Below are 25,428 nucleotides of genomic sequence, written 5' to 3' on the forward strand. Positions count from 1 at the left end.
GAGCACGGATGACCGCCAGGTCGCGCGCGCGAGTGCCGAACACGAGAGTATGGACATCATGACCGAGCTGACTCACCTGGATGCCGACGGCCGCGCACGCATGATCGACGTGGGCCACAAGGCGGAGACGAGCCGAGTGGCCGTCGCGAGCGCGCGGTTCGTCACGACCGCGGAGGTGCTCGCCCTGGTGCGGGCCGACAACCTGCCGAAGGCCGACGTGCTCGCCACCGCGCGCATCGCCGGGATTTCCGCCGCGAAGAAGACCTCCGAGCTGATCCCGCTCTGCCACCAGGTGCCGCTCTCCTCCGTGACCGTCGACTTCCGGCTCGGCGAGAACACCATCGACATTGAGGCTTCGGCGAAGACCCGCGGCCAGACCGGCGTCGAAATGGAGGCGCTCACGGCCGTGACGATCGCCGGGCTCACCCTGCACGACATGGTCAAGGCCGTCGACCCGGGCGCGACCCTCACCGACGTGCGACTGGACTCCAAGAGCGGCGGCAAGCGCGGCCACTGGACGCGCGACGACACGGCCGAGGCCCCCGACGTGCCCGAGACCGGCTCGACCGAGGCATCCGGCCGCACCGCTCGGGTCATCGTCGCCTCGACGCAGGGCGCCGCCGGACGGCGCGAAGACACGACCGGCCCGGTCATCGCGGCCTGGCTCGGCGGCCTGGGCTACGACACGGCTCCCCCGCTGGTGGTGGCGGATGCCGACATCGGCGCCGCCCTCGCCGCCGCGGTGCAGGGGCAGCCGGCGGTCATCATCACGACCGGCGGCACCGGGGTGTCCCGCACGGATGCCACGCCCGAGGCGACCGCTGCCGTGCTCGACCGTGAGCTGCCGGGCATCGCCGAGGCCCTGCGCCGCCGCGGCGCGGAGACCACCCCGTCCGCGGCGCTCAGCCGGGGACTGGCCGGAACCGCCGGTCGCACGGTCGTGATCAACCTCCCCGGTTCGGCCGGCGGGGTGCGCGACGGCCTGGCTGTGCTGGGCGATCTGCTCGACCACCTCGTCGACCAGGTGTCCGGCTCCGGCCTGCACGAGGCGCCCGCGCACGAGACATCCGCGCACGGGGCGAGCCTTCCGGCGGCCGGCCGTGGCTGACGTGCTGGCCGCCATCTCGGCGGAACCCATTGACCCGCACGCCGTGGACGACTTCGTGCTCTCCGCCGAGAACGGGGCCGTGGTGTCCTTCCAGGGGATCGTGCGCAACCACGATCAGGACCGGGCCGTGACCGCGCTGGACTACCAGGCGCATCCGGAGGCCGAGCGTTTCCTGCGCGAGTGCTGCGAGGGCGTCGCCGCCCGCACCGGACTCAGGGTCGCCGCCATCCACCGCACCGGCCCGCTGCGGGTCGGCGACATCGCGCTGGTCGCCGCCGTGGCCGCCCCGCACCGCGCGGAGGCCTTCGCCGCGTGCGCCGAGCTCGTCGAGGTGATCAAGCTCACCGTGCCGATCTGGAAACGCCAGCACTTCCCCGCCGGCAGCTCGGAATGGGTCGGCCTCTAGCCAGTGAGCGCCGCGCCGGCTAAAAACGACCGCGGCTGCGATCCTCACCAATCGAAACGACCCATCGGCACCGCTCGCCTTGGACGCCGACCTAATCTCTTTTTTGCGGCCGATGCCGGGGTCGGGTCCGTGTGCGTGCGTTGCTGCTCGGTCCGTACTCTGTTCCAGCCCCGTTCACTTGGTATATATCGGAGGTCAAACCGGCCGTAAGTCTGATTTGGTGCAATTGGGTGGTTCCCCAAAAAAGCCCCGAGACATATCTGAGGTCACCATGCATGCCCTATCCAAGCTCTTCGGAACAGCGCTCAGTTTGTCGCTGATGGCTGCCCCGGCAGTCGCAGCGCACCAGGACCGGCAAGATTCGCCCGCTCCCAATAGCAGCGCAGCATTCTCGTTCGGGCTGATCGCGGATCCCCAGTATTGGGACGGACCCGCGAGGGGTACCCGGTACTACGCCGATTCCACGCAGAAACTCGCCGAGGCGGCTGAGACCATCAACAAGTCCAAAGTGGACTTCACCGTCCAGGTCGGGGACCTTATCGATCGCGATCCGGCGAGCTTCGATACGATCCTTCCGATCTTGAATCAAATCGAGGGCCCACGATACAACTTGCTGGGCAATCACGACTTCCCTTCTGGGCCGTCGAGTGAAAGAGCAGTCTCGCTGCTCGATATGCCCAACGAGTACTACGACGTCACCCACCAGAAGTGGCGTTTCATCATGCTCGACAATAACGACATATCGCTCTACGCGAATGAGCCTGGCTCCGCAGATTACACAGAGGCCGAGACAATACTTGAGGGGCTACGCAACGAGGGTGCGGATAACGCTCAAACGTGGAACGGCGCACTGGGTGAAGAGCAAATGACCTGGCTGAATGAGACCCTCGCCGACGCCGAAGAAAAGGGGCAGAAGGCCATCGTCTTCGGTCACATGCCCGTCGAAGGAGGACACACCGAAAATGCGTGGGACGCTCCAGCAATCCAGGAGGCGTTGGAGTCTCATGACAACGTGGTGGCCTACATCAACGGTCATTACCACGCAGGCGCCTATCAAGTAGTCAACGGAATCCATTACGTAACGCTGAAGGGGATGGTCGAAGAGGCGCACCCCGCCAACGCGTATGCGGTCGTCACTGTGCAGGAGGACAAGGTACGCATCGATGGTTATGGCCGTCAACCGGACCTCGCGCTCGACGTACCGGCCGTCGCCCGCTGACGCATTCCGTAACCACGGAGTACGGCAAGCCGGCCCGCGCGGCGCGATATCCCCGGCTCGTCAGGCTGTCGGAGATACGCGCTAGCCGCCGGCGAAGGGCGGGAGTACGTCGACCCGCGCGCCCACCGGGCGGGCCGGGTCACGGCTGACGACGGAGTCGACGAGGAACGATCCGGAGGCCATCACGGCCTCCATGCCCGGCCCGTGACGGTGCGAGAGTTCGGCGCGCAACTGGCCGACGGTCGCGCCGAGAGGCAGCAGAACCGTCTCTTCGTCGCAGTCGGCGACCTCGGCCGCCGCCGCGAAATACCGCACCTGCACGCTCATGGTTGATGTCACATCCTCACTCTAGACCGACGCGGGTGTGACGATCCGGACCTCGCGGGATGGCACACTGGAGAGGCCCTGCACCCCGGCAGGCCACCTGGAAAGGCTCGCATGACGATCATCGCCGCTGCCGACGGTTCGGCCCTCGGTAACCCCGGTCCGGCCGGGTGGGCCTGGTACGTCGACGATTCCTGCTGGGGAGCCGGCGGCTGGAAGCACGCCACCAACAACCAGGGTGAGCTCCAGGCCGTGCTCGAGTTGTTCCGCGCCACCGCGCACCTCGACGACGAGCTGCTCGTCATCTGCGACAGCCAGTACGTGATCAACTCGGTCACCAAATGGATGCGCGGCTGGAAGGCCAAGGGCTGGCGCAAGGCCGACGGGAAGCCCGTCATGAACCTGGACCAGCTCATCGAAATCGACGCGGTGCTCGTGGGCCGTCGGTACCGGTTCGAGTGGGTCAAGGGGCACGCAAACCACCCGCTCAACGAAGGCGCGGATGCCCGGGCCCGCGCGGTCTCCGAGGCCTACCAGCGCAACCTCGCCGTTCCGGCCGGGCCGGGTTGGGTGCGCCCGGGGGATTCACGGCCCGCGCCGCGGACCATCATCGCACCGGCCGCACCGCGCGCGGCCCGCCCGCAGCCGGTGACCGCGCAGCCGTTGCTCTTCTCGTTCTCCGACGACACCTGAGCCGGCGCGAGACACCCGGCACCGGGGCACCGCGCGCCCGCATTGTATCGGCGGCCGTTCCGTTCCGCTATCCCGGGCGGCCCCGGCGGGGCCTGTGTTATCCATAGCTATGACACGTTTCCTCGGGGTCGACCTGGCGTGGGCCGAAGGCAGCGACGCCCGCCCGGCCAATGAAACAGGCCTGGCCTGCATCGACGAAACCGGTACGGTGATCGACGCCGGCTGGGCCAGGGGTACGGATGCCGTGCTCGACTGGATCGGGTCGATGGTCGAGCCGGGTGCGGTGCTGGCCATCGACGCCCCGTTGGTCGTGAACAACCCCACCGGGATGCGCCTGTGCGAACGCGAAACGGGCAGCCGCTACGGTCGCTGGCACGTCGCGGCGAACGCGTCGAATCTCGGCCGGCCCTGGCAGGGCGGCGTCTCCCTGCGCAAGCGCCTCGAAGCCGCCGGCTGGACCTACACGGACGGCCTCGAGCAGCCGGATCCCGCCCGACCCACCTTCTTCGAGTGCTACCCGTACACGACCCTCGTCGGCGCCCCGGAGTTTGGCTACGACGACAAGCGCCCGCGCTACAAGCGGATGGGGGTGGCGCTGCCGGTCCAGGACCGGCGCCTCGCCCGCGCGCTGGTCTGCGACGACCTGATCGAACGCATGTGGCGCCTGGCCGACGCGTCGCCGCCGCTGAACCTGGCGTCGCATCCGTTGACCGACACGCTCGTGACCGAATGCTCCCCGCTGCTCGACCGGGACTACAAGCACCGCGAAGACCTCATCGACGCGCTGATCAGCGCCTGGACCGCGTCACTCTGGTGGCTGCACGGTGCCGGGCGAAGCCAGGTGCTCGGGGCGGATGACACCCCGTCCGTCGACGGGCACCGGGCCACGATCCTCGCCCCCGCACGGCCCGAACAGCGCCGCGATCCCAGCTTCGCCCGGCTCGCCGCCCTGGGTTGACCGGGTTTGGCGATGGTCTGGCGCGGCTCGCTCCTCGTCATCCAGGCCCTGGTGGCGCTCACCTCGGCCGGCGGCGGCTTCGCCCTGATGTTCGGGCCGAGCATCGGCTCCCTCGGCATCACACCGCAGCCCGAGTACCTCGAGGGCTCGCCGTTTGATTCCTACCTGCTGCCCGGCCTCATCCTGCTCGTCGTGGTCGGCGGCACCCACCTGGTCGCCTGGCTCCTGCTGCTGCGGCGGCAGCGCTGGGCGGACGCGGCGAGCGCGGTGGCGGGGTGCGGGATCCTCGTCTGGATCTTCGTGCAGATGGTCGTCATCCCCTTCAGCGTGCTTCAGGCGGTCTACTTCGGCATCGGCCTGCTCGAGCTCGTGCTCGTGCTGCTCCTTCAGGGCATCCTGGATCCGCCTCGCGCAGCTCGACCAGCACGCTGAGCGGACGCGTTCCTCGTTGAGTTGCGGAGAAAGTACCTTCAATTGCGAAATGAAGGGTGTTTCTCCGCAACTCAACTGGGAGTGCAGACCGGGAGTGGAGCGCGCGGTGGTCAGGGGGCGGGCGGAGACTCCGGCGTCTCCGGCCCGGGGTCGGCCGGCGGGAACTGCACCTCCACCGCGGCCCGGTCGGCCAGTTCCGGACCGATCGACTCGCGCACGGCGATGATCACCGGTCCGGGGGCACGCGCGAGGAGTTCGAGCACCTGCGCCACGTCGACATCGGCGTAGGGGTCCTGAATGTCGAGGGCCTCCGGGCGTACGCCGAACAGCGAGTCCGCCTCCGTGATCAGCAGCACGCCACCTGCGTTCTCGGGCTGGGCGAAGAGTCTGGCGAGCTTGCCCTCGGTCTCGACCAGGTAGGCGCTGACGATCTCGCCCAGCGGGACCTGCAGCACGGGCTTGCCGAGCGCCTGGGCGACGGATGCCGCCCCCGCGGACTTCGCCGCGTCATCCGGCCCGCTGAACACGGCGAGCCTGCCGGCTCCCGACGCCGTGACGACGTCGCGGATCGTGCCGATCGCGACCGGCCCCTCTGAGGCGTCCAGGGTGAAGGCGGCCATGATCCCAAACGACAGCCGGAGCGGTGAGGCGAACGCCAGCCACAGGGCCGACATCACCTCCACCGTCATCGGCGTCGGGGTGAGCCAGACCTGGAGGGTGTCGCCCGGTGCGACCTGCACGGGAACCACGGGGTGGCGCTCGATGGCGGCCCGGGCGGCGCCGTAGGCCTGGTGGCTTGCGGCATCGGCGTCGGCGTCGTCGCCGGGGTACGCGGTGACGAGGTAGTGGAGCTCCGCGATCATCCGGCTCTGGCCGTGCCGCTCGGTTTCCTCGCGATAGCTGATCAGGCCGTCGCTGTAGAGGAAGAGATTCATGGACGGCCCGCTCACGCCGACCCGCGTCGAATGCGGGGTGCGTGCGGTGACCTGCAGGTTGAGCGGCGGTGACGCGAGCAACTCCTGGATGGCCATGGTCGTGGCCGCAATCGCCTGGCCGTAATTCGTCAGTGATGACATGCCTGGTCGGCTCCCTTCGGCGTCCGCCGTGATTTGTTCCGACGCTACTCCGCGAGGCGGCGCCGGTCGACCCCCGAATCCCGGGGTCCCGCCCGGCGTCCCCCGCCCGGACCGGAGGGGCGTAGCGTGGCAGCATGCCCCTGCGAACGTTCGGCCCCCGCCGAACGCGCGTGGAGGTACGCAAGATCTTCGGTGTCGCCCGCATCCTGTTGGCTCTGATCCTGATTACGGCCCTCGTGGGCGACTTCGACTATGTGCTCGGCTTCGCCACGTTCGTCACCAGCAACTTCTTCAGCTACTTCACGGTGCAGAGTGCCATCGCCGGGGTCGTCCTCTTCTTCACGGCCGCCCGGATCGCGTTCCGGCGCCCGGTGGATCCGCCCTGGCTCGACATCCTCCGGGTGCTGGTGACGAGCTACATGGTGGTGTCCGGGATCGTCTTCCTCAGCATCGTCATCCAGTCATCGACCCGCGATTACACGATCGAGGTTCCCTGGTCGAGCCAGCTCCTGCATTTCTGGATCCCGACCTTCGCCCTTCTGGACTGGATGCTCGACTTCGGGAAGGCGCGCCTGACCTGGAAGCCCCTCGCCTGGATTGTGGTGTACCCGCTGCTGTGGGGCGTCTTCACCCTGGTCCGCGGGGCCGGGGTCGGCTGGTATCCGTACTTCTTCCTCGACCCCGTGCAGGTCAGCGGCCCCCTCGAAACCGTGCTGTACTGCGCGCTCGCCGTGGCCCTGATGACCGGCGTCGCGGCGGGCCTGATCGCCCTGACGAAGCTCCGCTGGGCGCCCCGGTGGATGAGCCCGACCGGCTAGCCGGTCGGTTCGGGAACGGGCAGGGCGAACGGCTCGAGGCTGGCCAGTGCGGCCGCCAGGAAGTCGTCGTCGCCGAGCTTCGCCAGGCGCAGGGCGTCGTCGGCGGCCACCACGCCCATCAGCACCGCCTCGCCGGTGAGCGGTTCGAGGTTCACCCAGTCCTGGAAGCCGGAGTCGCCGCCGACGACGGACCAGAGCGTGACGTCGGTGTCCCAGAAGGGCTCGGGGAAGCGCAACCACACCTTGTCGAGCACGCCCATCCCGAGCGCGGCGATCGCCCCGCGGTGCTCGAACGGAAGCGGCGGCGCGAACTCCAGTGCGTCGGTCTTGAGCACGCCGAGCGGGACGGTGACGATCACCCGGTCGGCCCCGAGTGATTCTCCGGTCTCGAGCCGCAGGCTGACGCCCTCGTCGGTGTAGGCGATCCGTCGCACGGCGCTGGAGGCCAGCAGGTCGAGGTCCACGGCGGCTTCGGACACGAGGGTGGAGTACCCGCCGAGCACGATCCGGTCTCCCTGCCAGGTTCCGTCTTCCGCGGTGTCGTCGCCGGTTCCGGCCTGCGGCGGGAACCACGCGGATACCAGCCCCGCCTCGGCTCCGGAGAGCTGCTGGATCTCGCCGGCGACGGCGTGATCGAGCCAGTCGACCTCGGAGACGCCGTTTTCGCCGGGGGTGTCGGACAGGTCGGAGGCCCCCGATTCGACGAGGGCCACAGCGACGGACACGTCCTGCGGCTGGCCGGCCGCCCAGGCGATGGCCTCGGCCACGGCACCGGAGCCCACCGGCGACACCGGCGCGATGGCGCCGGCCGGTGTGCGGGTCTCCGTGCCGCCGGGCACCGGGAGGGTGGTCACCCCGGCCCTGGCGAGGTCCTCATCCAGCCGGCTCGCGGTGGAGTTGCGAACGAAGGATGGTCCGAGCTCGATCGGGAACGGCCAGTCCGGATCCGAGACGGTCGCGATCCGCCCACCGACGCGCTTGCGCGCCTCGATCACGACGACGTCGTACCCGGCGTCGCGGAGCAGCCCGGCAGCCGTGATGCCGGCCATTCCCGCTCCGACGACGGCGATGCGCTCGTCTGCGCCGGCGACGGCCATGACCTCCCGGGCGGCGCGGCGGCCCGAGTCACGGGCGCCCTGCACGGTGCCCGGCAGCTCGACCGACGTGGCCTCGCCCGCGAAGAACACCCGGTCCTGCACGGGCGTGGCCAGCGTGGTGCGATCCGCCGGCGTCGCCCCGACCGCCGTGAAACTCATCGACCCGCGCGCAAAGGGATCCTTCGACCACGAGGTGCGCCGCATGGCCTGCGGCCGGGGCACGAGGGACGGCGACGGGGATTCCGACGGGGACGGGCTGATGGAGGGCACCGGTGACGGGCCGGTGCACGCGGTGAGCGCGAAAATGGACAGCCCGGACGCCGACCCGATGAGGAAGGTCCGACGCTTCATGACTGTGCCCGTTCCCTGACTGTGCCCGCTGCCGCTGGTTTCGGCCGACCTCGGTGCTCCGGGTCCGCGCCGCTGGTATGACTCAAAGCTACCCCAGTGGCGGGCACGGCGCAGTCGGCGTACCGTCTGACACAGGCATCCGCACGCACAGGCATCCGCACAGGCACCGACCCGTGGAGAGGAGCCCGCCATGGGCTACACCTTCGACAGCGACCAACTTCCCGAGCTCCCCGATCCCGGCCCCCGCGACGGGCGCCACGGGGTGGACCGCGACGAGGAGTACGACCCCTTCCCCGCGCGGCGGCCCGGCGCCGAAGGATGGGACACCCTCACGGTGAGCGTGGAGGTCGCGAAGCTGCACCTCTTCGTGCTGCTCGCCCGGGTGGCGGACGGCCAGGACGTCGTGCTGACCCGGGCGGGACATCCGGTGGCCAGGCTCGTTCCGCCAGACGCTCCCGGTGCCGTGATCGTCTCCGAAACGGTGGTCGCGGTCATCGGAGAGGGCCCGGCCGCCCGGCGGGTCGCGCCGAAACGCACCTCGCTCTACGCCCGCGACGGCGACCAGCTTCCGGCCCTGCCCGACTCCGGCCCCCGCGACGGGCGCCATGGGGTCGACCGGGACCTCGGTTACCCGTTCGGCGGCTGAGCCGGCTCGCGCGGCGTCAGCCCGGCTGACGCCGCGTCGGCCCGGCTCAGGCTCAGGCTCAGGCGCCTGCGTAGAAGGCGCCGATCGCCGCGGACAGCAGCACCGGGTCGTTCACGTGGCACATCTCCCGCGCCGAGTGCATCGAGAGCAGCGCAACTCCGACGTCGACGGTGCGGATGCCGAGCCGGGTCGCGGTGAGCGGCCCGATCGTCGACCCGCAGGGCACCGTGTTGTTCGACACGAACTCCTGGTACGGCACGTCGGCCTGCTCGCAGGCGCGCGCCCAGAGGGCCGCGCCCACGGCATCCGTCGCGTAGCGCTGGTTGGCGTTGATCTTGAGCAGCGGGCCGCCGCCGGCGATGGGCGTGTTGGCCGGGTCGTGGCGCTCGGGGTAGTTCGGGTGCACGGCGTGGCCGGCGTCGGCGGAGAGGCACCAGGAGCCGGCGTACGCGCGGAGCCGGTCCGAGACGTCGGCGCCGAGGGCGGCGCCGATGCGGGTGAGGATGTCGTCGAGCAGCGGTCCGCTGGCCCCGGAGCGCGACTGGGAGCCGAGTTCCTCGTGGTCGAAGGCGGCCAGCACGCTGATCTGCCCGGTGTCCTCCGGCGCGGCAATGAGCGCGAGCAGGCCCGCGTGCACCGAGGTGAGGTTGTCGAGGCGGCCGGCGGCGAAGAGGGTGGAGTCCCGGCCGAACGTGGCTGGGGCGGCGGTGTCTGCGGTGAGGATGTCGTAGCCGGCGACATCCGCCCCCTCCAGCCCGGCGAGGCCGGCCAGGTGCCCGACGAGGTCGGCCTGCGAGCTGTCGCCGACCCCGAACACGGGGTTGAGGTGGCGCTGGCGGTCCAGGGTGAGGCCGGCTGTGTTGACCTCGCGGTCGAGGTGCACGGCGAGCTGCGGGATACGCAGGAACGGGCCGGTGCGCACGAGGTGCTCGGCGCCGTCACGGGTGACGAGGCGCCCGGCGAGTTCCAGTTCGCGGTCGAGCCAGGAATTCTGCAGAGGCCCGCCGTACACCTCGACCCCGGCCTGCAGCCAGCCCTGGGAGGCCAGCGTGGGCTTCGGCTTGAGCTTGAAGCCGGGCGAATCGGTGTGGGCGCCGAGGATGCGGAACGGGGTGGTCGGGCCGGCAGCGGCCGGCTGCGCCCAGGCGATGACGGCCCCGTCGCGCACGATGTAGTGCCGGCCGGGTGTGGCGGGCCACTGCTCGGTCTCATCGCGGCGGGTGAACCCGGCGGCGTCGAGGCGGCGGGCGACCTCGGCGGCCGCGTGGTACGACGACGGCGAGGCCGTGATGAATCGGGCGAAATCGTCCATGTACGCGTGGCTCGAGGTCATGGGTCCATCCAACCACCTGCCCGGCCAGGCAGAATCTCCGAGGTTGGGAGCCTCGGCACCCCATGTGGGCCGTGCTGATACCTGAGTAATCGTCTAACCGTCTAAACGCGGTGTTCGGATCCAAGCGCCACGAGAAGTTCGCCGATTTGGTGGTCACTTTCCAAGGGATGCCGAAGCGGCAGCTCCGGGTAGAGCTCGTAGCGGTTACGCCGTCCATCGCGTCGACGCGTGAGATACCCGTCTGCGACAAGTTCGGCGATGATGCGCTGGGCGGCGCGTTCGGTAATGCCCACCGCTCCCGCAATGTCCCGTAACCGCATACCGGGGTCTGTGGAGACACACAGCAGAACGTGTGCGTGATTAGTGAGGAAGGTCCAGTCGGCCATCCTCTGATTATAGATGACACACGTTTTGAAATACACGCTATGTCATACCGGCTATCATTAGCATACATCGCTCGACAACGAACCAGAGAGCCACCATGTGATCGATCCAGTCATCCTCTTCTTCGTGCTCGGCGCCGTCGCGGGCCTGCTGCGTTCGGAACTGCGTCTCCCAGCGGCGGTGTACGAGTTCGCTAGTATCGTGCTGTTGCTCTCCATCGGCCTCAAGGGCGGAATCGAACTCGCCAGGCAGCCGTTCGGCAATCTGCTGCCGCAGATGCTGGCTGTGGTGGCCCTGGGCCTGGCCCTCTCCCTCATCGCATTCCCCGTGCTGCGCCACCTGGGCCGATTCACACGTGCGGATGCGGCTTCGATCGCCGCCCACTACGGCTCCGTGAGCGTGGGCACCTACGCCGTGGCGGTTGCCTATCTCGGCAGCCGGCAGATCGCCTTCGAAGCGCACATGCCGCTTCTTCTGGTCCTTCTGGAGGTGCCGGCCATTCTGGTGGGAATTGTTCTCGCCCGGGGTCTCTCACGCGAGACGCGCTGGGGTTCGGTTGCCCATGAGGTCTTCCTGGGGAAGGGCATCGTGCTCCTGCTCGGCGGAGTGTTCATCGGCTGGGCGGCGGGGCCGGACGGTCTCGCGTCGATCGAGCCGTTGTTCTTCGACCTATTCAAGGGAATCCTCGCCCTATTCTTGCTGGAGATGGGGTTGATCACGGCGAAACAGGCCGGCAGCCTGCGCCGCCACGGGCCATTTCTGGTTGCCTTTGGTATCGGGATGCCACTCTTTTCGGCACTGGTGGGGACCTGGCTGGGATGGGCTCTAGGGCTCTCCATCGGCGGAACGGCCATTCTCGCGACGCTGGCGGCGAGCGCTTCCTACATCGCGGTGCCGGCCGCCATGCGCATTTCAGTGCCCGAGGCCAACCCCACCCTGTCCCTGGCCGCCGCGCTGGGCATAACATTCCCGTTCAATGTCCTGCTCGGCATCCCGATCTACCACGCGCTCTCCGTGTGGGCACATACATTCGCGAGAGGATGAGACGAATGCACAACCATACCCGCACGCTCTTGACCATCGTCACCGAAGCAGCACTCGAGGGCACCCTCGTTCGGGATCTCGATCGGTTGCATGCGCACGGCTACACCATCACCGATGCCCGCGGAAAAGGGAACCGCGGCGTTCGCGATGCCGGCTGGGAGGCGAGCGCCAACATCCGCGTCGAGGTTGTGTGCGACGCGGAGACAGCCGAAGCGATCGCCGCCTCCCTCCAGGAGCACTACTACGACGACTACGCCATGATCCTGTTCATGAGCGACATCACCGTGCTGCGACCGCAGAAATTCTAAGCGCCCCGTCAGGTGCGCGGCCGCACGACCAGGACGGGGCAAGCCGCGTGCCGTACGCACTGCTCGCTCACGGAACCGAGCAGCATCCCCGCGAGTCCGCCACGCCCGCGGGTTCCGACGACGAGCAGGCGGGCGTCGCGTGAGAGGTCGATGAGGCTCTGCGCGGGGCCGGCGTGAACGGCGCGGTAGCTGACCGAAACCGCGGGATATTTCTTGACCGCGGCGCGCGCGTCCCGCACAAGTTCGTCGTGGACGGCCGCGGAATACTCATCGAACGACGAGACGTACCCGAAGTCCCAATTGGACGGGCGCGGAGCCGTCGCGATGGACCAGGCCCGCACCACCAGGACGGGGACATGCAGCTGGTCGGCGAGCTCGAGGGCCGCGCCCAGGGCGTCATCGGCATAGTCGGATCCATCGTGTCCGACCACAATGCTGTTGCGCGGTGCGGGTACCAGTTCGCTGTTGTCGATCGTGTCTTCAGCGCTCATGGGTTGTTCTCCTTATCGGGGTGACGGGCGATGCCGGCTCTTAGGTCGCTGGCGTGGTGGGCGGTGGTGGGATGATCGGTTGTTTGGGCAGCTGCGTGGCACCATGGCGGCGAGCCAGGCGGTCCATGGCTGCACACATGCTACGACTGCTTCCGGGCTGGGTGCCACTGCCCCCGTAGGTCATCAGGACTGTGTCGAATGCGACGCCCGTGCGGTCTAGTACCTGGTGAGCAAGACGCTCCAAGTCCAGCAGCTCCTGCCGCCTCCGCACAACGACGCGTCGTGCGATCGCAGCGTCGGTCGTGAAACCGCAACGGGAGCGGGCAAGCGCGATCAACAGTCGCGCGCCTGCGCGACGAGCCAGCACAGACGCCGCGGCCAGGCTCTGGGCGACGTCGAAAAAATCCGCCACGACGACGAGGTAGGTGGGTTCGGGGGGAACCGCGGTGGAGGCGGGAACACTCGATCCAAAAGGGAAAAAAGCAGGTGTCTCTCGATTGGACAACAACGAAATCCCTTCCTGCGCCAGCTCGGCTGCGCCGTGCCGGACACCTTCCAGTCGAACATGCTGGCCACATGAATGTGTGCGGAAACCATTCAACGTACGTATCCAGATTAGCGAATTTCACTTCAGGTGTCTATCCTTGGAAGCGAACGCCGGATGTAATCTCGACCGACGACAGAAAGGTCACTAGTGCTCGAAGTCACCGCTCTCCGCTGGACGCTGACCATCGGACTGATTCTGGGGCTGCTCGCTCTGGACCTGGGTCTGGCCGCCGCCCGGCCGCACGTTGTCAAGTTCCGCGAAGCGGCAATCTCATCGGTCCTCTACATCGCGGTGGCGATCGTGTTCGGTCTGGTATTCGCCGCCCAGGTGGGCTGGGACCTCGGCGCGGAATACTTCGCCGGCTACATCGTCGAGAAGAGCCTGTCGATCGACAACCTCTTCGTCTTCGTGATCATCATGTCGACCTTCGCCGTTCCGCAGAAGTACCAGCAGAAGGTTCTCATCTTCGGAATAGTACTGGCCCTGGTCCTGCGAGCGATCTTCATCGCCCTGGGTGCCGCGCTGCTCTCGCTGTTCTCCTTCATGTTCCTGATCTTCGGTCTCGTGCTGATCGTGACGGCCGTACAGCTTTACCGGCACCGCAACGTCGACCCCGACGTGCACGACAACGTGCTGGTCCGGGTGGCCCGCCGCAGCCTGAACGTCAGCACGGACTATGACGGCGGGCGTATGTTCACGCGCAGCGCCGGCCGCCGCGCGGTGACGCCACTTTTCATCGTGCTGCTGGCAATCGGCAGCACCGACCTGTTGTTCGCGCTCGACTCGATCCCGGCGATTTTCGGTATCACCGACGAACCGTACATCGTCTTCACCGCCAACGCCTTCGCCCTGCTCGGGCTGCGGGCACTCTTCTTCCTCGTCAAAGGGCTCCTGGACCGGCTGGTCTACCTCTCCACCGGCCTGGCCCTCATCCTGGCCTTCATCGGCGTGAAACTCGTCCTGCACTGGGGGCATGGCCTGGACGACCGAGTGCCGGAGATCAGCACCAACCTCAGCCTTGGCGTCATCGCTGTCGTCCTGACCGTGACCACGATCGCCAGCCTGATCCGGGTCCGGCTCGACCCCACCGCACGCGCCCACGCCGGCTCGCTCACGGGAGAGCAACCGCACGACCCCGGAAGGACGGAGTAACCGCCCGGAACAGGGGCGACATCGTGACCTCCAAGCAAATCGCCGCGTCCAGGACCGCAGCCGAGCCGGTGCCGCGGCACAGCCTGGATCCGGAGACAGCCGGTCATCACGCTCATCCAGCAACAGTGGGTGGATTCGGGTGCCATCTTCCTGGTCCTGTGCATCAACGCTGCCCGGGGTTCGTGCAGGAGCGCAAGGCGGAAGCCGATGTGCGGGCGCTGCAATCCCTCTCGACTCCCTCCTGCCGGGTCCTGCGCGATGGCGCCGAACGAGTGGTCCCCGGACGCGACATCGTGCTGTTCGAGAGCGGTGAGCGAGTTCCCGCCGACCTGCGACTCATCGAAAGGAACGGCCTCCAGGACGACGAGTCGATGCGGACCGGAGAGTCCTTCGCCGCGACGGAGCACACGGATCCGCTCCCGCGGGAGGTCGTGGAAGCGGACAAGGCAAACGTTGCTTTCATCGGCACGTTCGTGGGCAGCGGTCGCGGGAGGGGCGTTGCCATCGCCACCGGCCCTGACCGCTCACTGGGCCGTGATTACCTGGCCTGTCTCCGCCAGCGTGCTGGGGCTGACGCCCCTGAACGCCCGGGAATGGCTCCTCTGCATCGCCGTGGGCTCAACGGTGTTGATCATTGTCGAGGCGGAAAAGGGCGTCCGGCGCTGGTCCCAGCGGCAGTGACGTCGAGCGGCAGTGACGTCGAACCGCACTGACGTCGAACCGACCCGACGCATGGGCCGATCTCATGTCACTCGCCGAACGCGAGCGTCACCTGCATAGTATGGGCACACAACGCCGCCGTGAGGAGTGCAATCGTGACCGAGATCGAGCCGCAGCACTCGCCCCGGTCAGGGCGCGAAGCCGTGATCTTCGACCTGGACGGCGTCGTCACCGACACCGCGTCGGTGCACGCGCTCGCCTGGAAGGCCCTGTTCGACGAGCAGCTTCCGCTCCTCTCGGCCGGCCCGGTGCCGGCATTCGACGTCGGCGCCGACTACCGGCGGTACGTCGACGGGCGTCCGCGCGAAGACGGCATCCGCAACTTCCTGGCGTCCCGTGGGCTCGAGGCGGCGCCGGAGCGGATCACCGCGCTGGCCGACCGTAAGCAGGCGCTGTTCGAGCAGCTCATCGGCGGCGGGGTGCAGGGGTATCCCGGCACCGTGGCGCTGCTCCGCCGGCTGCGCGGGCAGGGCATCCCGACCGCCGTCGTGACCTCGAGCCGCAACTGCCAGGCGGTGCTGGCGGCCGCCGGGCTGACCGGGCTCTTCGACGCGCGGGTCGACGGCACGGATGCGGCGAGGCTGGGCCTGCCCGGAAAACCCGACCCGGCTATGTTCCTCGAGGCGGCCCGGCTGCTGCGGGTGTCCCCCGGGCACGCCGTGGTCATCGAGGACGCCGAAGCCGGGGTGCGGGCCGCCTCCCGCGGCGGATTCGGACTCGTCATCGGCGTCGACCGCACCGGCTACGGTGACCGGCTCAGGGCCGAAGGGGCCGATCTCGTGGTGACGGACCTGGGCGAGCTCGACCTGCGCGACCTCGACCTGCGGATGCCCAACCTCGACGGGGCCGACGTGGGCTTCCCCGACCTGCCGCGCGAACCGGGGCCGGAGTTCCCCGGGTGGGCGGGCGGTGACTCCGGCAGCGACCCGTGGCTGCTGCGCTACGTGGGCTTCGACCCGGCGACGGAGGGGCTGCGGGAAGCGCTTTGCACCCTCGGTAACGGCTACTGGGGAACCCGCGGAGCCGCCACAGAGACCGGCGCCGACGGCGTGCACTACCCGGGGACCTACCTCGCCGGCGTCTACAACCGGGTGCACACGCAGCTCGGCGACCGGAGCGTTGAGGACGAGCACCTGGTGAACGGCCCGAACTGGCTGCCGCTCTGGTTCAAGGTGGCCGAAAACGACTGGTTCCGCCCGGGCGGCTCCCAGTTGATCAGCTACCTGCAGGAGCTCGACCTCCGGCGCGGGATGCTCCGGCGCGTCATCCGATTCCGGGACGAGGCCGGGCGCACCACGACGGTCACCTCCGACCGGTTCGTGTCCCAGGCCGCGCCCCGCCTGGCCGTGCTGACCACGACCTTTGAAGCCGAAGACTGGTCGGGGCCGATCACGATCCGGTCCGCGCTGGAGGGCCGGGTGGCCAACCGCAACGTCGCCGCCGACCGCTTGCTCACCGGCTCGCACCTGATCCCGCGCACCGCGGCGGCCATCGATGGGGAGACGGTGCTGCTCGAGGTGGAGACGAACCAGTCCGGCATCCACATCGCCATGGCCGCGCGCACCCGCGCCCACCGGGCGGGCGCCCGCATTCCCCTCTCCCCGCGCCTGCTCCACGACGACGAGGGGTGGGTCGCCCACGAGTTCGAGGTGGACCTGGCGCCGGGGCATCCGGTCACGGTGGAGAAGACGGTCATCGTCGGCACCTCCCGGGACCGGGCGATCGCCTCGCCGGCCAGGGCCGTGGCGACGTGGATGCGGCGGCTGCCGGAACCCGAGCGGCTCGCCGCCGCCCACGAGCGCGCCTGGCAGATCCTCTGGGACGAGTTCGCCGTGCGCATGCACACCAGCGAGCGAGCGTCGCTGGCGCTGAACCTGAACACCTTCCACGTGCTGCAGACGCTGGCCGCCGTCGACGCCGACCTCGACGCGGGGATGCCGGCCCGGGGCCTGCACGGCGAGGGCTACCGCGGACACGTGTTCTGGGACGAGCTGTTCGTCTACCCGATCCTCACCCTCCGCCGCCCCGACCTCAGCCGCGCCCTGCTCGGCTACCGGTACCGGCGCCTCGACGAGGCGAGGGCCGCCGCGAAGGAGTCCGGCTTCGAGGGGGCGATGTTCCCGTGGCAGAGCGGGATCGACGGGCGCGAGGTGACCCCGACCGAGTTCTTCAACACGCGCAGCGGCACCTGGATGCCCGACAACTCCCACCTGCAGCGGCACGTCGGGCTGGCCCTCGCGTACAGCGTCTGGCAGCACTACCAGTCGACGGCCGACCTGGAGTTCCTCATCCGCCAGGGCGCGGAGATCCTGCTCGAGGTGGCGCGCTTCTTCGCCAGCCTGGCCCGCTACGACGAGACCGCCGACCGGTACGACATCGAGGGCGTGATGGGGCCGGACGAGTTCCATGACGGCTACCCGGGCTCCCCCGGCTCGGGTCTGCGCAACAACGCGTACACGAACGTCATGACCGCATGGGTGCTGCGGCGCGCGATCGAAACGGTGTCGCTGCTCGAGGGGCGCTACTGCCGACCGCTGTGGAACCGTCTGCGACTGCGGCCGGAGGAGGTCGGCCGGTGGGAGCACATCGGCCGGCGGCTGCGCGTGCCCTTCCACGCCGACGGCGTGATCAGCCAGTTCGAGGGCTACGAAGACCTGGCCGAGTTCGACTGGCAGGCGTACGGGGACCGGTACGACTCCATCGGCCGCCTCGACCTGATCCTCCAGGCCGAGGGCGACACGACGAACAACTACCGGGTGTCCAAGCAGGCCGACGTGCTCATGCTGCTCTACCTCTTCTCGGCAGAGGAGCTCCGCGAGCTGCTTCATGAGATGGGATACGCGCTGCCGCCGGAGGCGATCGTGCGCACCGTGGAGTTCTACGGCGCCCGTTCGACGCACGGGTCGACCCTGAGCAATGTCGTGCATTCGTGGCTGGAGGCCCGGCGCGACCGGGAGGCGTCCTGGGATTTCCTGACCCGGGCGCTGGAGAGCGACCTGGCCGACATCCAGGGCGGGTCCACTCCCGAAGGGATCCACCTCGGGGCCATGGCGGGCTCGATGGACATGGTCGTGCGCTGCTACACCGGGCTCGAGATCCGGGAGGACATGCTCTGGCTACACCCGGTGCTGCCCGCGGAGCTGGCGCGGGTGGTCTTCACGATCAACTACCGGGAGCAGCCGATCCGGCTGGAGGTGACCGCGACGACCCTGCGCCTGAGGCTGCACGCCGGCGGTGCCACGCCGATCCGGGTCAGGGTGGAGGGACGCGAGTCGATGCTCGCGCCGGGAGAAACCCGGGACTTCGTGCTCGGCCCCTCCGCCGAACTGTGAGTTTGGCACCTTCGTGGTGCCCGGGAAGGTGCCAAACTCACAGTTCGGCGGGAACGAGCGAGGCCTTCGACTTGGCGAATCTCAGGTACAGGGACGGCACCACGAACAGGTTGAGCAGGGTCGAGGTGAACAGCCCGCCCAGGATCACGAGTGCCATCGGGTGTTCAATCTCATGGCCGGGGAGGTTGCCCATGACCACGAGCGGCACGAGCGCGAGTCCCGTGGCCAGCGTGGTCATCAGGATCGGAGAGAGCCTCTCGCCGGCGCCGCGCAGCACCAGCTCGGGGCCGAATGTCACCCCTTCCTTCTTCTCGAGGTGCTGGCAGTGATTGATCAGAAGGATGCTGTTGCGCGCGGCGATGCCCATCACCGTGAGGAATCCGACGATCGAGCCCAGCGACAGCACCCCACCGCCCAGAAAGGCCGCGAAGACCCCGCCGACCAGGGCGATCGGCAGCGTCAGCATGATCAACGTCGCCAGCCTCCAGCTGCCGAACGCGGCCTGCAGGAGGAGGAAGATCACGGCCAGCGCCAGCAGCGCCAGCGTCAGCAGGAGCCGTGAGGCGGCTTCACGTTCCTGGAACTCGCCGAGGACTTCGGCGTGGAACCCCGTCGGCAGCTCCAGGTCGGCCAGCCCGGCCTCCATCGCCGCGACCACCGTCCCGAGGGTGCCATCCTCGACGTTGGCCTCGATGTCGATGCGCCGGGAGCCCTCCTCGCGCTGAATGACATTCGGCGTCGCGATGAGCTTGACGTCTGCGACGTCGGACAGTTTGATCTGCTCTCCGCTGGGTGTGTCAATGGGCAGGTTGCGGATGCTGCTCACGTCGGAGCGGATCTCCACCGGGCTCCAGACCTGCACGTCGTAGGCCTTGCCGCCCCGGTAGACGTCACCGACCTCTTCGCCGGCAACCAGTGTTGCCGCCGCGCGCCGCACATCGCCCGGCTTCAGCCCGTAGGTCTGGGCTTTCTCGAGGTCCACCTTGACGCTGAGCTGGGGGATGTCGACCTGCAGGGCCACATGCTCGTCGATCGCCCCGGGGATTTTTTCGAAGATCTCCAGGATGTCATCGCCCGTCGACCGCAAGAGGTTCAGGTCATCGCCGTAGAGCCTCACCACGACCGCGTTGCTCGAGCCTGTCAGGACCTCCCTGATCCTCTCTTTCAAATAGGTCTGGACGTCCCGGTGGATGCCCGGATACCCCTCGACCATTTCCAGGACCGCGGCATGGGTCTTCTCGTAGTCCGCCTCGGGGTCGATGCTGATCCAGTTCTCGCCGAAATGGACGCCGACGACCTCGTCGGCCGCGAACGCCTGCCCGATGTGGGCGCCGCAGTTGTTGACACCGTCGATGGTGAGCAACTCCTGGCAGGCGAGCTTGCTGATGCGGTATTCCTCGGCCACCGAGGTACCCGGCTGGGTCACCCAGTGCATCAGGAAGTCCCGCTCCTTGAAGTCCGGCAGCAACGACTGCCCGAGCAACGGAGCAACGAGGGCGCCCGTTGCGGCCAGGGAGCCGAACAGGATGTACCCTCCCGCGGGCCTCCGGACGATCGGTTTCAGAACCGTGCGGTATCCGCGCTTGAGCACCCGCACGAGCGGCGGCTCCTGTTCCTTCAGCGGCAGGTTGCGCATGAAGAGCAGCGCCAGCGCGGGAGTGACGGTCAACGCGACCACCATCGAAGCCAGCACGGCCAGCGTGTACGAGATGGCCAGCGGCCTGAAGAACGCCCCGGTCAGCCCCTCGAGGAAGAAGATCGGGATGGCCGCGACGACAATGATCAACGTGGCATAGACAATCGGGCCGCGCACCTCGAGCGAGGCCTCCAGCACAACCGAGGACGTGGATCTCGTGCTGCCGGAGGCGCGATGCTGCCGCAGGCGGCGAATGATGTTTTCGATGTCGATGATCGCGTCGTCCACCACGACGCCCACCGCAATCACCAGTCCCGCGAGGACCATGGTGTTGATCGAGCTGCCGGTCAGATACAGCACCAGCGCCGCGGACACGAGGGAGAGCGGGATGGCGATCAGGCTGATCAGCGCCGTGCGCCATTGGAAGAGGAAGGCCCCCAGAACCATCATCACCAGGAGGCAGCCCAGGAGGAGCGACCGGGTCAGGTTGTCCAAAGACTCCTCGATGAATGACGCCGGCCGGAAGATCGCGGTATCGATGTCGATGCCGCTGAGCCCGGGTTTCATCTCCTCGAGCGCGGCCTCAACGCCCTCCGTGACCTCGAGGGTGTTCCCCCAGGGGAGCTTCTCCACGATCAGCATGAGGCCTTCGCCGTTGTTGATCACCGCGTCGCCGATCAGCGGCTGATGATCTTCGACGACGGTCGCCACGTCCCCGAGCTTGAGCGGCGTCCCGTCACGGTCCTCGATGGTCACGTTCGCGAGATCCTCGGCCGTCGCGATCGGCAACACGTGCTGGATGCCCAGCTGCTGGTTGGGGGTGCCGATGCTTCCCCCGGTTCCGATCAGGGCGCCCGGGGAGTATTGCAGCAGGCCGGCGTCCAGCGCATTCGCCGTGACATCCATCACCTGGTTCAGGGATACGCCCTCTGCCAGCATCTTGTCCGGCTCCGCCTGCACCTGGAGCATCTGCAGTCGCTCGCCCCAGATCGCCACGTTTGCGACGCCGGGCACCCGCAGCAGATGCGCCCTGATCTTCCAATAGGTGATCATGGACATTTCCATCAGCGAGCGCTCATCGGATGTCAGCCCGATCTTCATGACCCGGCTGGTCGACGAGAGCGGCTGGAGCATCACCGGCGGCGCGGCCCAGGTGGGCAGCGTCGGGACCACGATGGCGATGCGTTCCGACACCATTTGACGGGCCGTCAGGAGGTCCGTGCCGGGTTCGAAGATCATCACGACCGAGGACAGCTGCTCGACCGACTTCGAGCGCAGGTCGTCGAGGCCCTCGACGCCGTTGAGCGCCTCCTCGAGGGGCACGGTGACCAGCTGCTCAACCTCCTCGGCGGTCAGGCCGATGCAGATGGTCTGGATCTCCACCTTGGGCGGCGCGAACTCGGGAAAGACGTCCACGGAGGCCGTGCTCAGCTGGACTCCCCCGAACAGCATGATCCCGACGGCGATCGCGACGATCACCGACCGGAACTTGAGGCTGAACCCGATGACGCGGCGCATGTCAGTGCGCCGCGTCGAATTCGGCGCCGTAGAGCTCGGCCGCTCCTACCGTGACTATCTTCGTACCGGCCGCGGGGCCCGCACTCAGCCGGACCGTGTCCCCGTCGATGCGTTCCACGACGACCTGCGCCCGGATATACACGAGCGGCTCGGGGTTCGTGTACACCCAGGTGTCTCCCTCGGAGGTGTAGATCAGGGCGCCGTACGAGACTTCGAGCCCGCCGGCGCCGACCGTGACGGCCACCGTCTGCAGGTCGAGTCGTTCCACGGCCCGCTCGGTGAGGGTCAGCTTGCTCAGGTCCGTGCCCGCGATCTCTTCCTTCGTTGCCGCGGCGATGATGGGCGCCGCTTCGACCGGAGGCTGGACGCAACCGGTCAGGCCCACGGCAAGCGCCGCGGCCACCGCGGCTGCCATCGTCCCCCGGCGCAGCGAACGACTGTTGGTTTTCATGACACGTCCTGCCTCTCTTGCGGTACAGGTCCATCAGAACTTACGAGCGAGCTTTCCCATTCCACCTGTCTCGCGGGCCCGAACCGCACGAGGAGGATGGGCAGGATGAGCAGGGTGAGCAGCGCCGACGTCGCCAGTCCGCCCCAGACGATGACGGCCAGCGGCAATATTGTGGTCACTCCGACTGCGCCCCCCAGGAGAACCAGGGGGATCAGGGCAACTGCCGTCGTCAGGCCGGCCAGGATGGTCGGAGCAAGCCGGTCCCGGTACGCCGCCCGGACGAGGCTCTCCGGCGACGCCGATGGGTCGCGGCCCTGCAGGGTCTGGTATCGACCCAGGAGCAGGATCACATCCCGCACGGCGATGGCCAGCACGGCCGCGAATCCAATCAGCGCGTAGAGCGAGCCGATGCCCTCGGCAAGCACGGCGGCCAGCAGGCCGCCGAACAGCGCCACGGGCAGGAGCACGAAAGCAAGCCCCGCCAGTTTCCAGCTGCCCAGGACCGTCTGCAGGAGGATGAGAATCCCGATGACGGCCGCGGCGAGCAGCCACCAGACGAGCTGCCCGGAAGCCTGTTGTTCCTCGTACTGCGGGGGAATCGCGGCGTGATGCTCGACCGGGAACTCCATCTTCGCGATGGCCGCCTGGATGTCGGTCGTGACATCCGCGAGGCTCCGTCCCTCGATTTCTGCGCTGACATCGATGCGCCGGGACGTGTCGTCGTGGTTGATGACCGTCTGGTTCGGGCTGACCCGCACCTCGGCCACCTGACCCAGCTGCACATGACCGCCGTCGGGCGTGTTGATGACCAGCTCACGCACGCTCGTCAGGCTGTTGCGAACCTCGGCGTTGCCCTTGACCACCACCTGAAACACCTTCTGCTGTTCGAACAGGTACCCGACTTCTATGCCCTGCAAAATGGCGGCGGCCGCACGTCGCACGTCGCCGGGCTTGATGCCGTGCTTCTCGGCGGCGGCAAGGTTCACTTCGATCTCCGCGATGGGCTGGTCGATCGTCACGTCCACCCGGGGGTTCACCACACCGTCGGTCTCAGCCAGGATCTGCCTGACCTCCTCGGCCTTCTCCCGCATGACGTCCAGATCGATGCCGTAGACGCGCACCTGGAAGGGCTGCTCGCCGGCGTCTCGGACCGCGGCGATCTGCCGTTCCGGGTAGGTGATGACCTCGGTGGCGATTCCGGGATACCCGATGACGATGTCCTCGACGGCAGCCCGGACGCCCCGGAAGTCCGCTTCGGGCGTCATCGTGACCCAGAGCTCTGCCGAGCTGACGTCGGATGCAGTGTCGGATGTGATCGCCCGGCCGACATGGCCGCCGACGGAGTCGACGCCGGGCACGGAGCGCAATTCGGTGCCGGCGATTGCCATCACGCGGCTTAATTCACTTCCCGCAGTGCCCGCGGCCGCCTCCCATTGGATGAGGATGGTGCGGTCGGGGACCTCCGCGACGATGGGTTTGCCGTCGGCCAGGAACGGAATCGCGGCCACGCCGGCGATCGCGATCGCGGCGACAACGGCCGCAGCTACCCACTGCCTTCCGGATGCCAGTCTCTCCCCCGCACTGTTGCCCCTCGCGCGCAGCCGACGAAGAAACGCCGGATCGGGGCGCGGGCTACGATCCCCGGCCAGCAGGATGCCGGCGAGGGCTGGAGTGACGGTCAGCGCGACGATCGCGGCGACAAGCAGGGCCAACAGGTATGCGAGGACCAGCGGCCTGAGGAATTCCCCGTCGATACCGGGCACGAAGAGGGCGGGCGCCACTGCCAGCGCGGACATCAGGGCCGCGAACACGGCAGGGATTCGCGAGCGTTTGAGGGCTCGAACCAGCCGACCTTCCTGGGGTTCGGCACCATCGGCATCCGTTCGCAGCCTGACGCTGTGCAGGTCAGTGATCACATCGCCCACGATGACGGCCAGCGCCAGGACAAGTCCGGCGAACACCATTGTGTTGAAGACGGCTCCCTGCAGCTCGAGCAGCACGGCGGCTGCGGTCGCTGACAGCCCGATGCCCACCAGTCCGACCAGCGCGTACCGCCAGGAACGAAAGGCCAGCCCAATGGCCAGGGTGACGACCAGCAGGCTCACCAGCAACGCCAGGCCGAGATCGTCGACGGCACCGGCCAGGAAGGACGCGGGGCGGAACACCGTGCTGTCGACGGTGATGCCGGTCAAGCCGGGCTTGAGGTCATCGAGCGCATCCTCGATGTCTCCGGTGACCTCTTCGACGCTCGTGTCCGGGAATTTCTCGATCACGAGCAGCAGGCCGGGCTCGTCGCCGGTGACGGCGTCACCGATCAGCGGCTGGTGGTCCTCGGAGAGCTCGGCCACATCGCGGAGCAGGAGCCGGCCACTCTCCGTGCCCTCGACGGTGACCTTGCCCAGATCCTCCGGCGTCTGGATCGGCAGCACATGCTGGATGCCGATTCGCTGGTTGGCGGATTCCAGGAATCCGCCGGTACCGGGAGTGGACGCTTCCAGGAAGCTCAACGGCGACACCCACACGGCATTGCCGGTCGTTTCGATGACCTGCTCGAGCGTCACGCCCTTCGCACGGAGCTGATCCGGGTCCACCTGCACCTGGAGCTGTTGTTCCCGCTGGCCCCAGATCGACACATTGGCGACGCCCGGGACGCCCATCAGCTTGGGCTTGACGTTCCACCGCGCGAGGACGGACATGTCCATCAGCGAGACATCCTGCGAGCTGAGTTTGATCATCATCACCCTGCTGGTGGACGACAGCGGCTGCATCAGGACGGGCGGCGTGGACACATTCGGCAACGCGAATGCCTGGGTGAGCCGCTCGGCCACGAGCTGGCGCGCACGCAAGACGTTGGTGCCGGGTTCGAAGATCAGATCGATGGAGGAGAGCCCCGGCACGGACACGGAGCGGATTTCATCGAGCCAGGCGACACCGTTCAACAGGTCGGCCTCCATGGGCGACGTGATGAGCTGTTCGACTTCGACGGCGGAGAGCCCGAGGGCCTCGGTCTGGATCTGAACGTGAGGAGGCGCGAATTCGGGCAGGTTGTCCACCGACATCTCCGGCGCATTGATCAGCCCGAAGCCGACGATCCCGGCCGCCAGGGCCAGCACGAGAAGGCGGAATCTGAGGCTCCAGCGCACTAACCAGCCCATGACATTCCACCCGTCCCAGAGAAGCCGTCGGCGATCGGTAATTCCGATCACCGCTGTTCGATCACCGCTGTTCGATGTGCCGAATCAGACTTCGAATCACGCCCCGAGGACGTCGAGATGCGCTGCGCCGCAGGTGAGCGGCCATCAGCGATTCGCGTTGTCGTGAATCGTTGCCACTGAATTTTACTGAGAGTATCTCATGAATTTCATTCCGTGGGGCCCTGCCCCA

At 68.0% G+C, this 25,428-nt stretch carries 22 protein-coding genes and 2 pseudogenes; 15 read left to right on the forward strand and 9 right to left on the reverse strand.

The window, feature by feature from the left end:
• Nucleotides 1-58: 58 nt before the first annotated feature.
• From moaCB to E3T33_RS06635, 3 genes are all read left to right on the forward strand, one after another.
• On the forward strand, nucleotides 59-1,108 hold the full coding sequence (gene moaCB, locus E3T33_RS06625) for a bifunctional molybdenum cofactor biosynthesis protein MoaC/MoaB (protein WP_092321331.1): 1,050 nt from the start codon (nucleotides 59-61) through the stop codon (nucleotides 1,106-1,108).
• Entirely contained in the window at nucleotides 1,101-1,514 is a 414-nt protein-coding gene (locus tag E3T33_RS06630; protein WP_092321204.1) for a molybdenum cofactor biosynthesis protein MoaE, read from the forward strand. Before moaCB ends, E3T33_RS06630 begins: the two co-directional genes overlap by 8 nt.
• 319 nt (nucleotides 1,515-1,833) lie before the next feature.
• Nucleotides 1,834-2,733 (forward strand): metallophosphoesterase, encoded by a 900-nt coding sequence (locus tag E3T33_RS06635; protein WP_166784425.1) that lies wholly within the window; start codon nucleotides 1,834-1,836, stop codon nucleotides 2,731-2,733.
• A gap of 81 nt (nucleotides 2,734-2,814) precedes the next feature.
• Here E3T33_RS06635 and E3T33_RS06640 read toward each other — a convergent pair whose 3' ends face one another.
• Nucleotides 2,815-3,072 carry a MoaD/ThiS family protein gene (locus E3T33_RS06640; RefSeq protein ID WP_338419131.1) on the reverse strand — a complete coding sequence of 86 codons (258 nt, stop codon included), beginning with the start codon at nucleotides 3,070-3,072 and terminating at the stop codon, nucleotides 2,815-2,817.
• 99 nt (nucleotides 3,073-3,171) lie between these two features.
• Between E3T33_RS06640 and E3T33_RS06645 the strand changes: the two are divergent.
• From E3T33_RS06645 to E3T33_RS06655, 3 genes and pseudogenes are all read left to right on the forward strand, one after another.
• Nucleotides 3,172-3,639 (forward strand): annotated as a pseudogene (locus tag E3T33_RS06645) (RNase H family protein); the annotation flags it as partial.
• 220 nt (nucleotides 3,640-3,859) lie between these two features.
• Nucleotides 3,860-4,708 carry a DUF429 domain-containing protein gene (locus E3T33_RS06650; RefSeq protein ID WP_134574990.1) on the forward strand — a complete coding sequence of 283 codons (849 nt, stop codon included), beginning with the start codon at nucleotides 3,860-3,862 and terminating at the stop codon, nucleotides 4,706-4,708.
• A gap of 12 nt (nucleotides 4,709-4,720) precedes the next feature.
• Nucleotides 4,721-5,140, forward strand: coding sequence for a hypothetical protein (locus E3T33_RS06655; protein WP_134575007.1), 420 nt, complete (start codon nucleotides 4,721-4,723; stop codon nucleotides 5,138-5,140).
• Between the two features lie 110 nt (nucleotides 5,141-5,250).
• Here E3T33_RS06655 and E3T33_RS06660 read toward each other — a convergent pair whose 3' ends face one another.
• The gene (locus E3T33_RS06660; protein WP_134574991.1) at nucleotides 5,251-6,216 is read right to left on the reverse strand and encodes a Pvc16 family protein; all 966 of its coding nucleotides are present in this window, start codon (nucleotides 6,214-6,216) and stop codon (nucleotides 5,251-5,253) included.
• 134 nt (nucleotides 6,217-6,350) lie between these two features.
• On the opposite strand from E3T33_RS06660, the gene E3T33_RS06665 reads away from it, so the two are divergent.
• Nucleotides 6,351-7,034 carry a Pr6Pr family membrane protein gene (locus E3T33_RS06665; RefSeq protein ID WP_092321197.1) on the forward strand — a complete coding sequence of 228 codons (684 nt, stop codon included), beginning with the start codon at nucleotides 6,351-6,353 and terminating at the stop codon, nucleotides 7,032-7,034.
• Here the strand turns inward: E3T33_RS06665 and E3T33_RS06670 are convergent.
• Nucleotides 7,031-8,482 carry an NAD(P)/FAD-dependent oxidoreductase gene (locus E3T33_RS06670; protein WP_166784426.1) on the reverse strand — a complete coding sequence of 484 codons (1,452 nt, stop codon included), beginning with the start codon at nucleotides 8,480-8,482 and terminating at the stop codon, nucleotides 7,031-7,033. The two genes, E3T33_RS06665 and E3T33_RS06670, sit on opposite strands and share 4 nt — an antisense overlap.
• A gap of 190 nt (nucleotides 8,483-8,672) precedes the next feature.
• On the opposite strand from E3T33_RS06670, the gene E3T33_RS06675 reads away from it, so the two are divergent.
• The gene (locus tag E3T33_RS06675) at nucleotides 8,673-9,128 is read left to right on the forward strand and encodes a type II toxin-antitoxin system prevent-host-death family antitoxin (RefSeq protein ID WP_092321195.1); all 456 of its coding nucleotides are present in this window, start codon (nucleotides 8,673-8,675) and stop codon (nucleotides 9,126-9,128) included.
• 58 nt (nucleotides 9,129-9,186) lie between these two features.
• Here the strand turns inward: E3T33_RS06675 and E3T33_RS06680 are convergent, their stop codons facing one another.
• Both E3T33_RS06680 and E3T33_RS06685 read right to left on the reverse strand, forming a co-directional pair.
• Entirely contained in the window at nucleotides 9,187-10,461 is a 1,275-nt protein-coding gene (locus E3T33_RS06680; RefSeq protein WP_134574992.1) for a M18 family aminopeptidase, read from the reverse strand.
• Between the two features lie 101 nt (nucleotides 10,462-10,562).
• A complete protein-coding gene (locus E3T33_RS06685; RefSeq protein ID WP_092321330.1) occupies nucleotides 10,563-10,847 on the reverse strand; it encodes a winged helix-turn-helix domain-containing protein in 285 nt (94 codons plus the stop codon).
• 97 nt (nucleotides 10,848-10,944) lie between these two features.
• On the opposite strand from E3T33_RS06685, the gene E3T33_RS06690 reads away from it, so the two are divergent.
• Both E3T33_RS06690 and E3T33_RS06695 read left to right on the forward strand, forming a co-directional pair.
• On the forward strand, nucleotides 10,945-11,889 hold the full coding sequence (locus E3T33_RS06690; RefSeq protein ID WP_092321193.1) for a sodium-dependent bicarbonate transport family permease: 945 nt from the start codon (nucleotides 10,945-10,947) through the stop codon (nucleotides 11,887-11,889).
• Nucleotides 11,890-11,894: 5 nt separating this feature from the next.
• On the forward strand, nucleotides 11,895-12,197 hold the full coding sequence (locus E3T33_RS06695; protein ID WP_134574993.1) for a transcriptional regulator: 303 nt from the start codon (nucleotides 11,895-11,897) through the stop codon (nucleotides 12,195-12,197).
• Between the two features lie 8 nt (nucleotides 12,198-12,205).
• On the opposite strand, the gene E3T33_RS06700 is transcribed toward E3T33_RS06695, so the two are convergent.
• Nucleotides 12,206-12,688, reverse strand: a complete 483-nt coding sequence (locus E3T33_RS06700) for a universal stress protein (protein WP_092321191.1) — start codon at nucleotides 12,686-12,688, stop codon at nucleotides 12,206-12,208.
• Between the two features lie 226 nt (nucleotides 12,689-12,914).
• Here E3T33_RS06700 and E3T33_RS06705 point away from each other — a divergent pair, with 226 nt between their 5' ends.
• From E3T33_RS06705 to E3T33_RS06720, 5 genes and pseudogenes are all read left to right on the forward strand, one after another.
• The gene (locus tag E3T33_RS06705; RefSeq protein ID WP_134574994.1) at nucleotides 12,915-13,268 is read left to right on the forward strand and encodes a hypothetical protein; all 354 of its coding nucleotides are present in this window, start codon (nucleotides 12,915-12,917) and stop codon (nucleotides 13,266-13,268) included.
• Between the two features lie 114 nt (nucleotides 13,269-13,382).
• Nucleotides 13,383-14,387 (forward strand): TerC/Alx family metal homeostasis membrane protein, encoded by a 1,005-nt coding sequence (locus tag E3T33_RS06710; RefSeq protein ID WP_092321189.1) that lies wholly within the window; start codon nucleotides 13,383-13,385, stop codon nucleotides 14,385-14,387.
• A 272-nt stretch (nucleotides 14,388-14,659) separates the two neighbouring features.
• A pseudogene (locus E3T33_RS15550) lies at nucleotides 14,660-14,863 on the forward strand (hypothetical protein); the annotation flags it as partial.
• Between the two features lie 58 nt (nucleotides 14,864-14,921).
• Nucleotides 14,922-15,068, forward strand: a complete 147-nt coding sequence (locus E3T33_RS15555; protein ID WP_241982853.1) for a cation-translocating P-type ATPase C-terminal domain-containing protein — start codon at nucleotides 14,922-14,924, stop codon at nucleotides 15,066-15,068.
• A gap of 134 nt (nucleotides 15,069-15,202) precedes the next feature.
• Complete coding sequence (locus E3T33_RS06720; protein WP_198417119.1) at nucleotides 15,203-18,439, forward strand: beta-phosphoglucomutase family hydrolase; 3,237 nt, start codon at nucleotides 15,203-15,205, stop codon at nucleotides 18,437-18,439.
• A 37-nt stretch (nucleotides 18,440-18,476) separates the two neighbouring features.
• Here the strand turns inward: E3T33_RS06720 and E3T33_RS06725 are convergent, their stop codons facing one another.
• The 3 genes from E3T33_RS06725 to E3T33_RS06735 are packed head-to-tail and all read right to left on the reverse strand — an operon-like array spanning nucleotide 18,477 to nucleotide 25,199.
• Nucleotides 18,477-21,593, reverse strand: a complete 3,117-nt coding sequence (locus E3T33_RS06725; protein ID WP_092321188.1) for an efflux RND transporter permease subunit — start codon at nucleotides 21,591-21,593, stop codon at nucleotides 18,477-18,479.
• Between the two features lies 1 nt (nucleotide 21,594).
• Complete coding sequence (locus tag E3T33_RS06730) at nucleotides 21,595-22,044, reverse strand: hypothetical protein (protein ID WP_092321187.1); 450 nt, start codon at nucleotides 22,042-22,044, stop codon at nucleotides 21,595-21,597.
• On the reverse strand, nucleotides 22,041-25,199 hold the full coding sequence (locus E3T33_RS06735; protein WP_134574995.1) for an efflux RND transporter permease subunit: 3,159 nt from the start codon (nucleotides 25,197-25,199) through the stop codon (nucleotides 22,041-22,043). The genes E3T33_RS06730 and E3T33_RS06735 overlap by 4 nt, the downstream gene beginning before the upstream one ends.
• Nucleotides 25,200-25,428: the final 229 nt, after the last annotated feature.

The sequence above is a fragment of the Cryobacterium sp. TMT1-2-1 genome, assembly GCF_004403955.1.
Taxonomy (GTDB): Bacteria; Actinomycetota; Actinomycetes; order Actinomycetales; family Microbacteriaceae; genus Cryobacterium; species Cryobacterium psychrotolerans.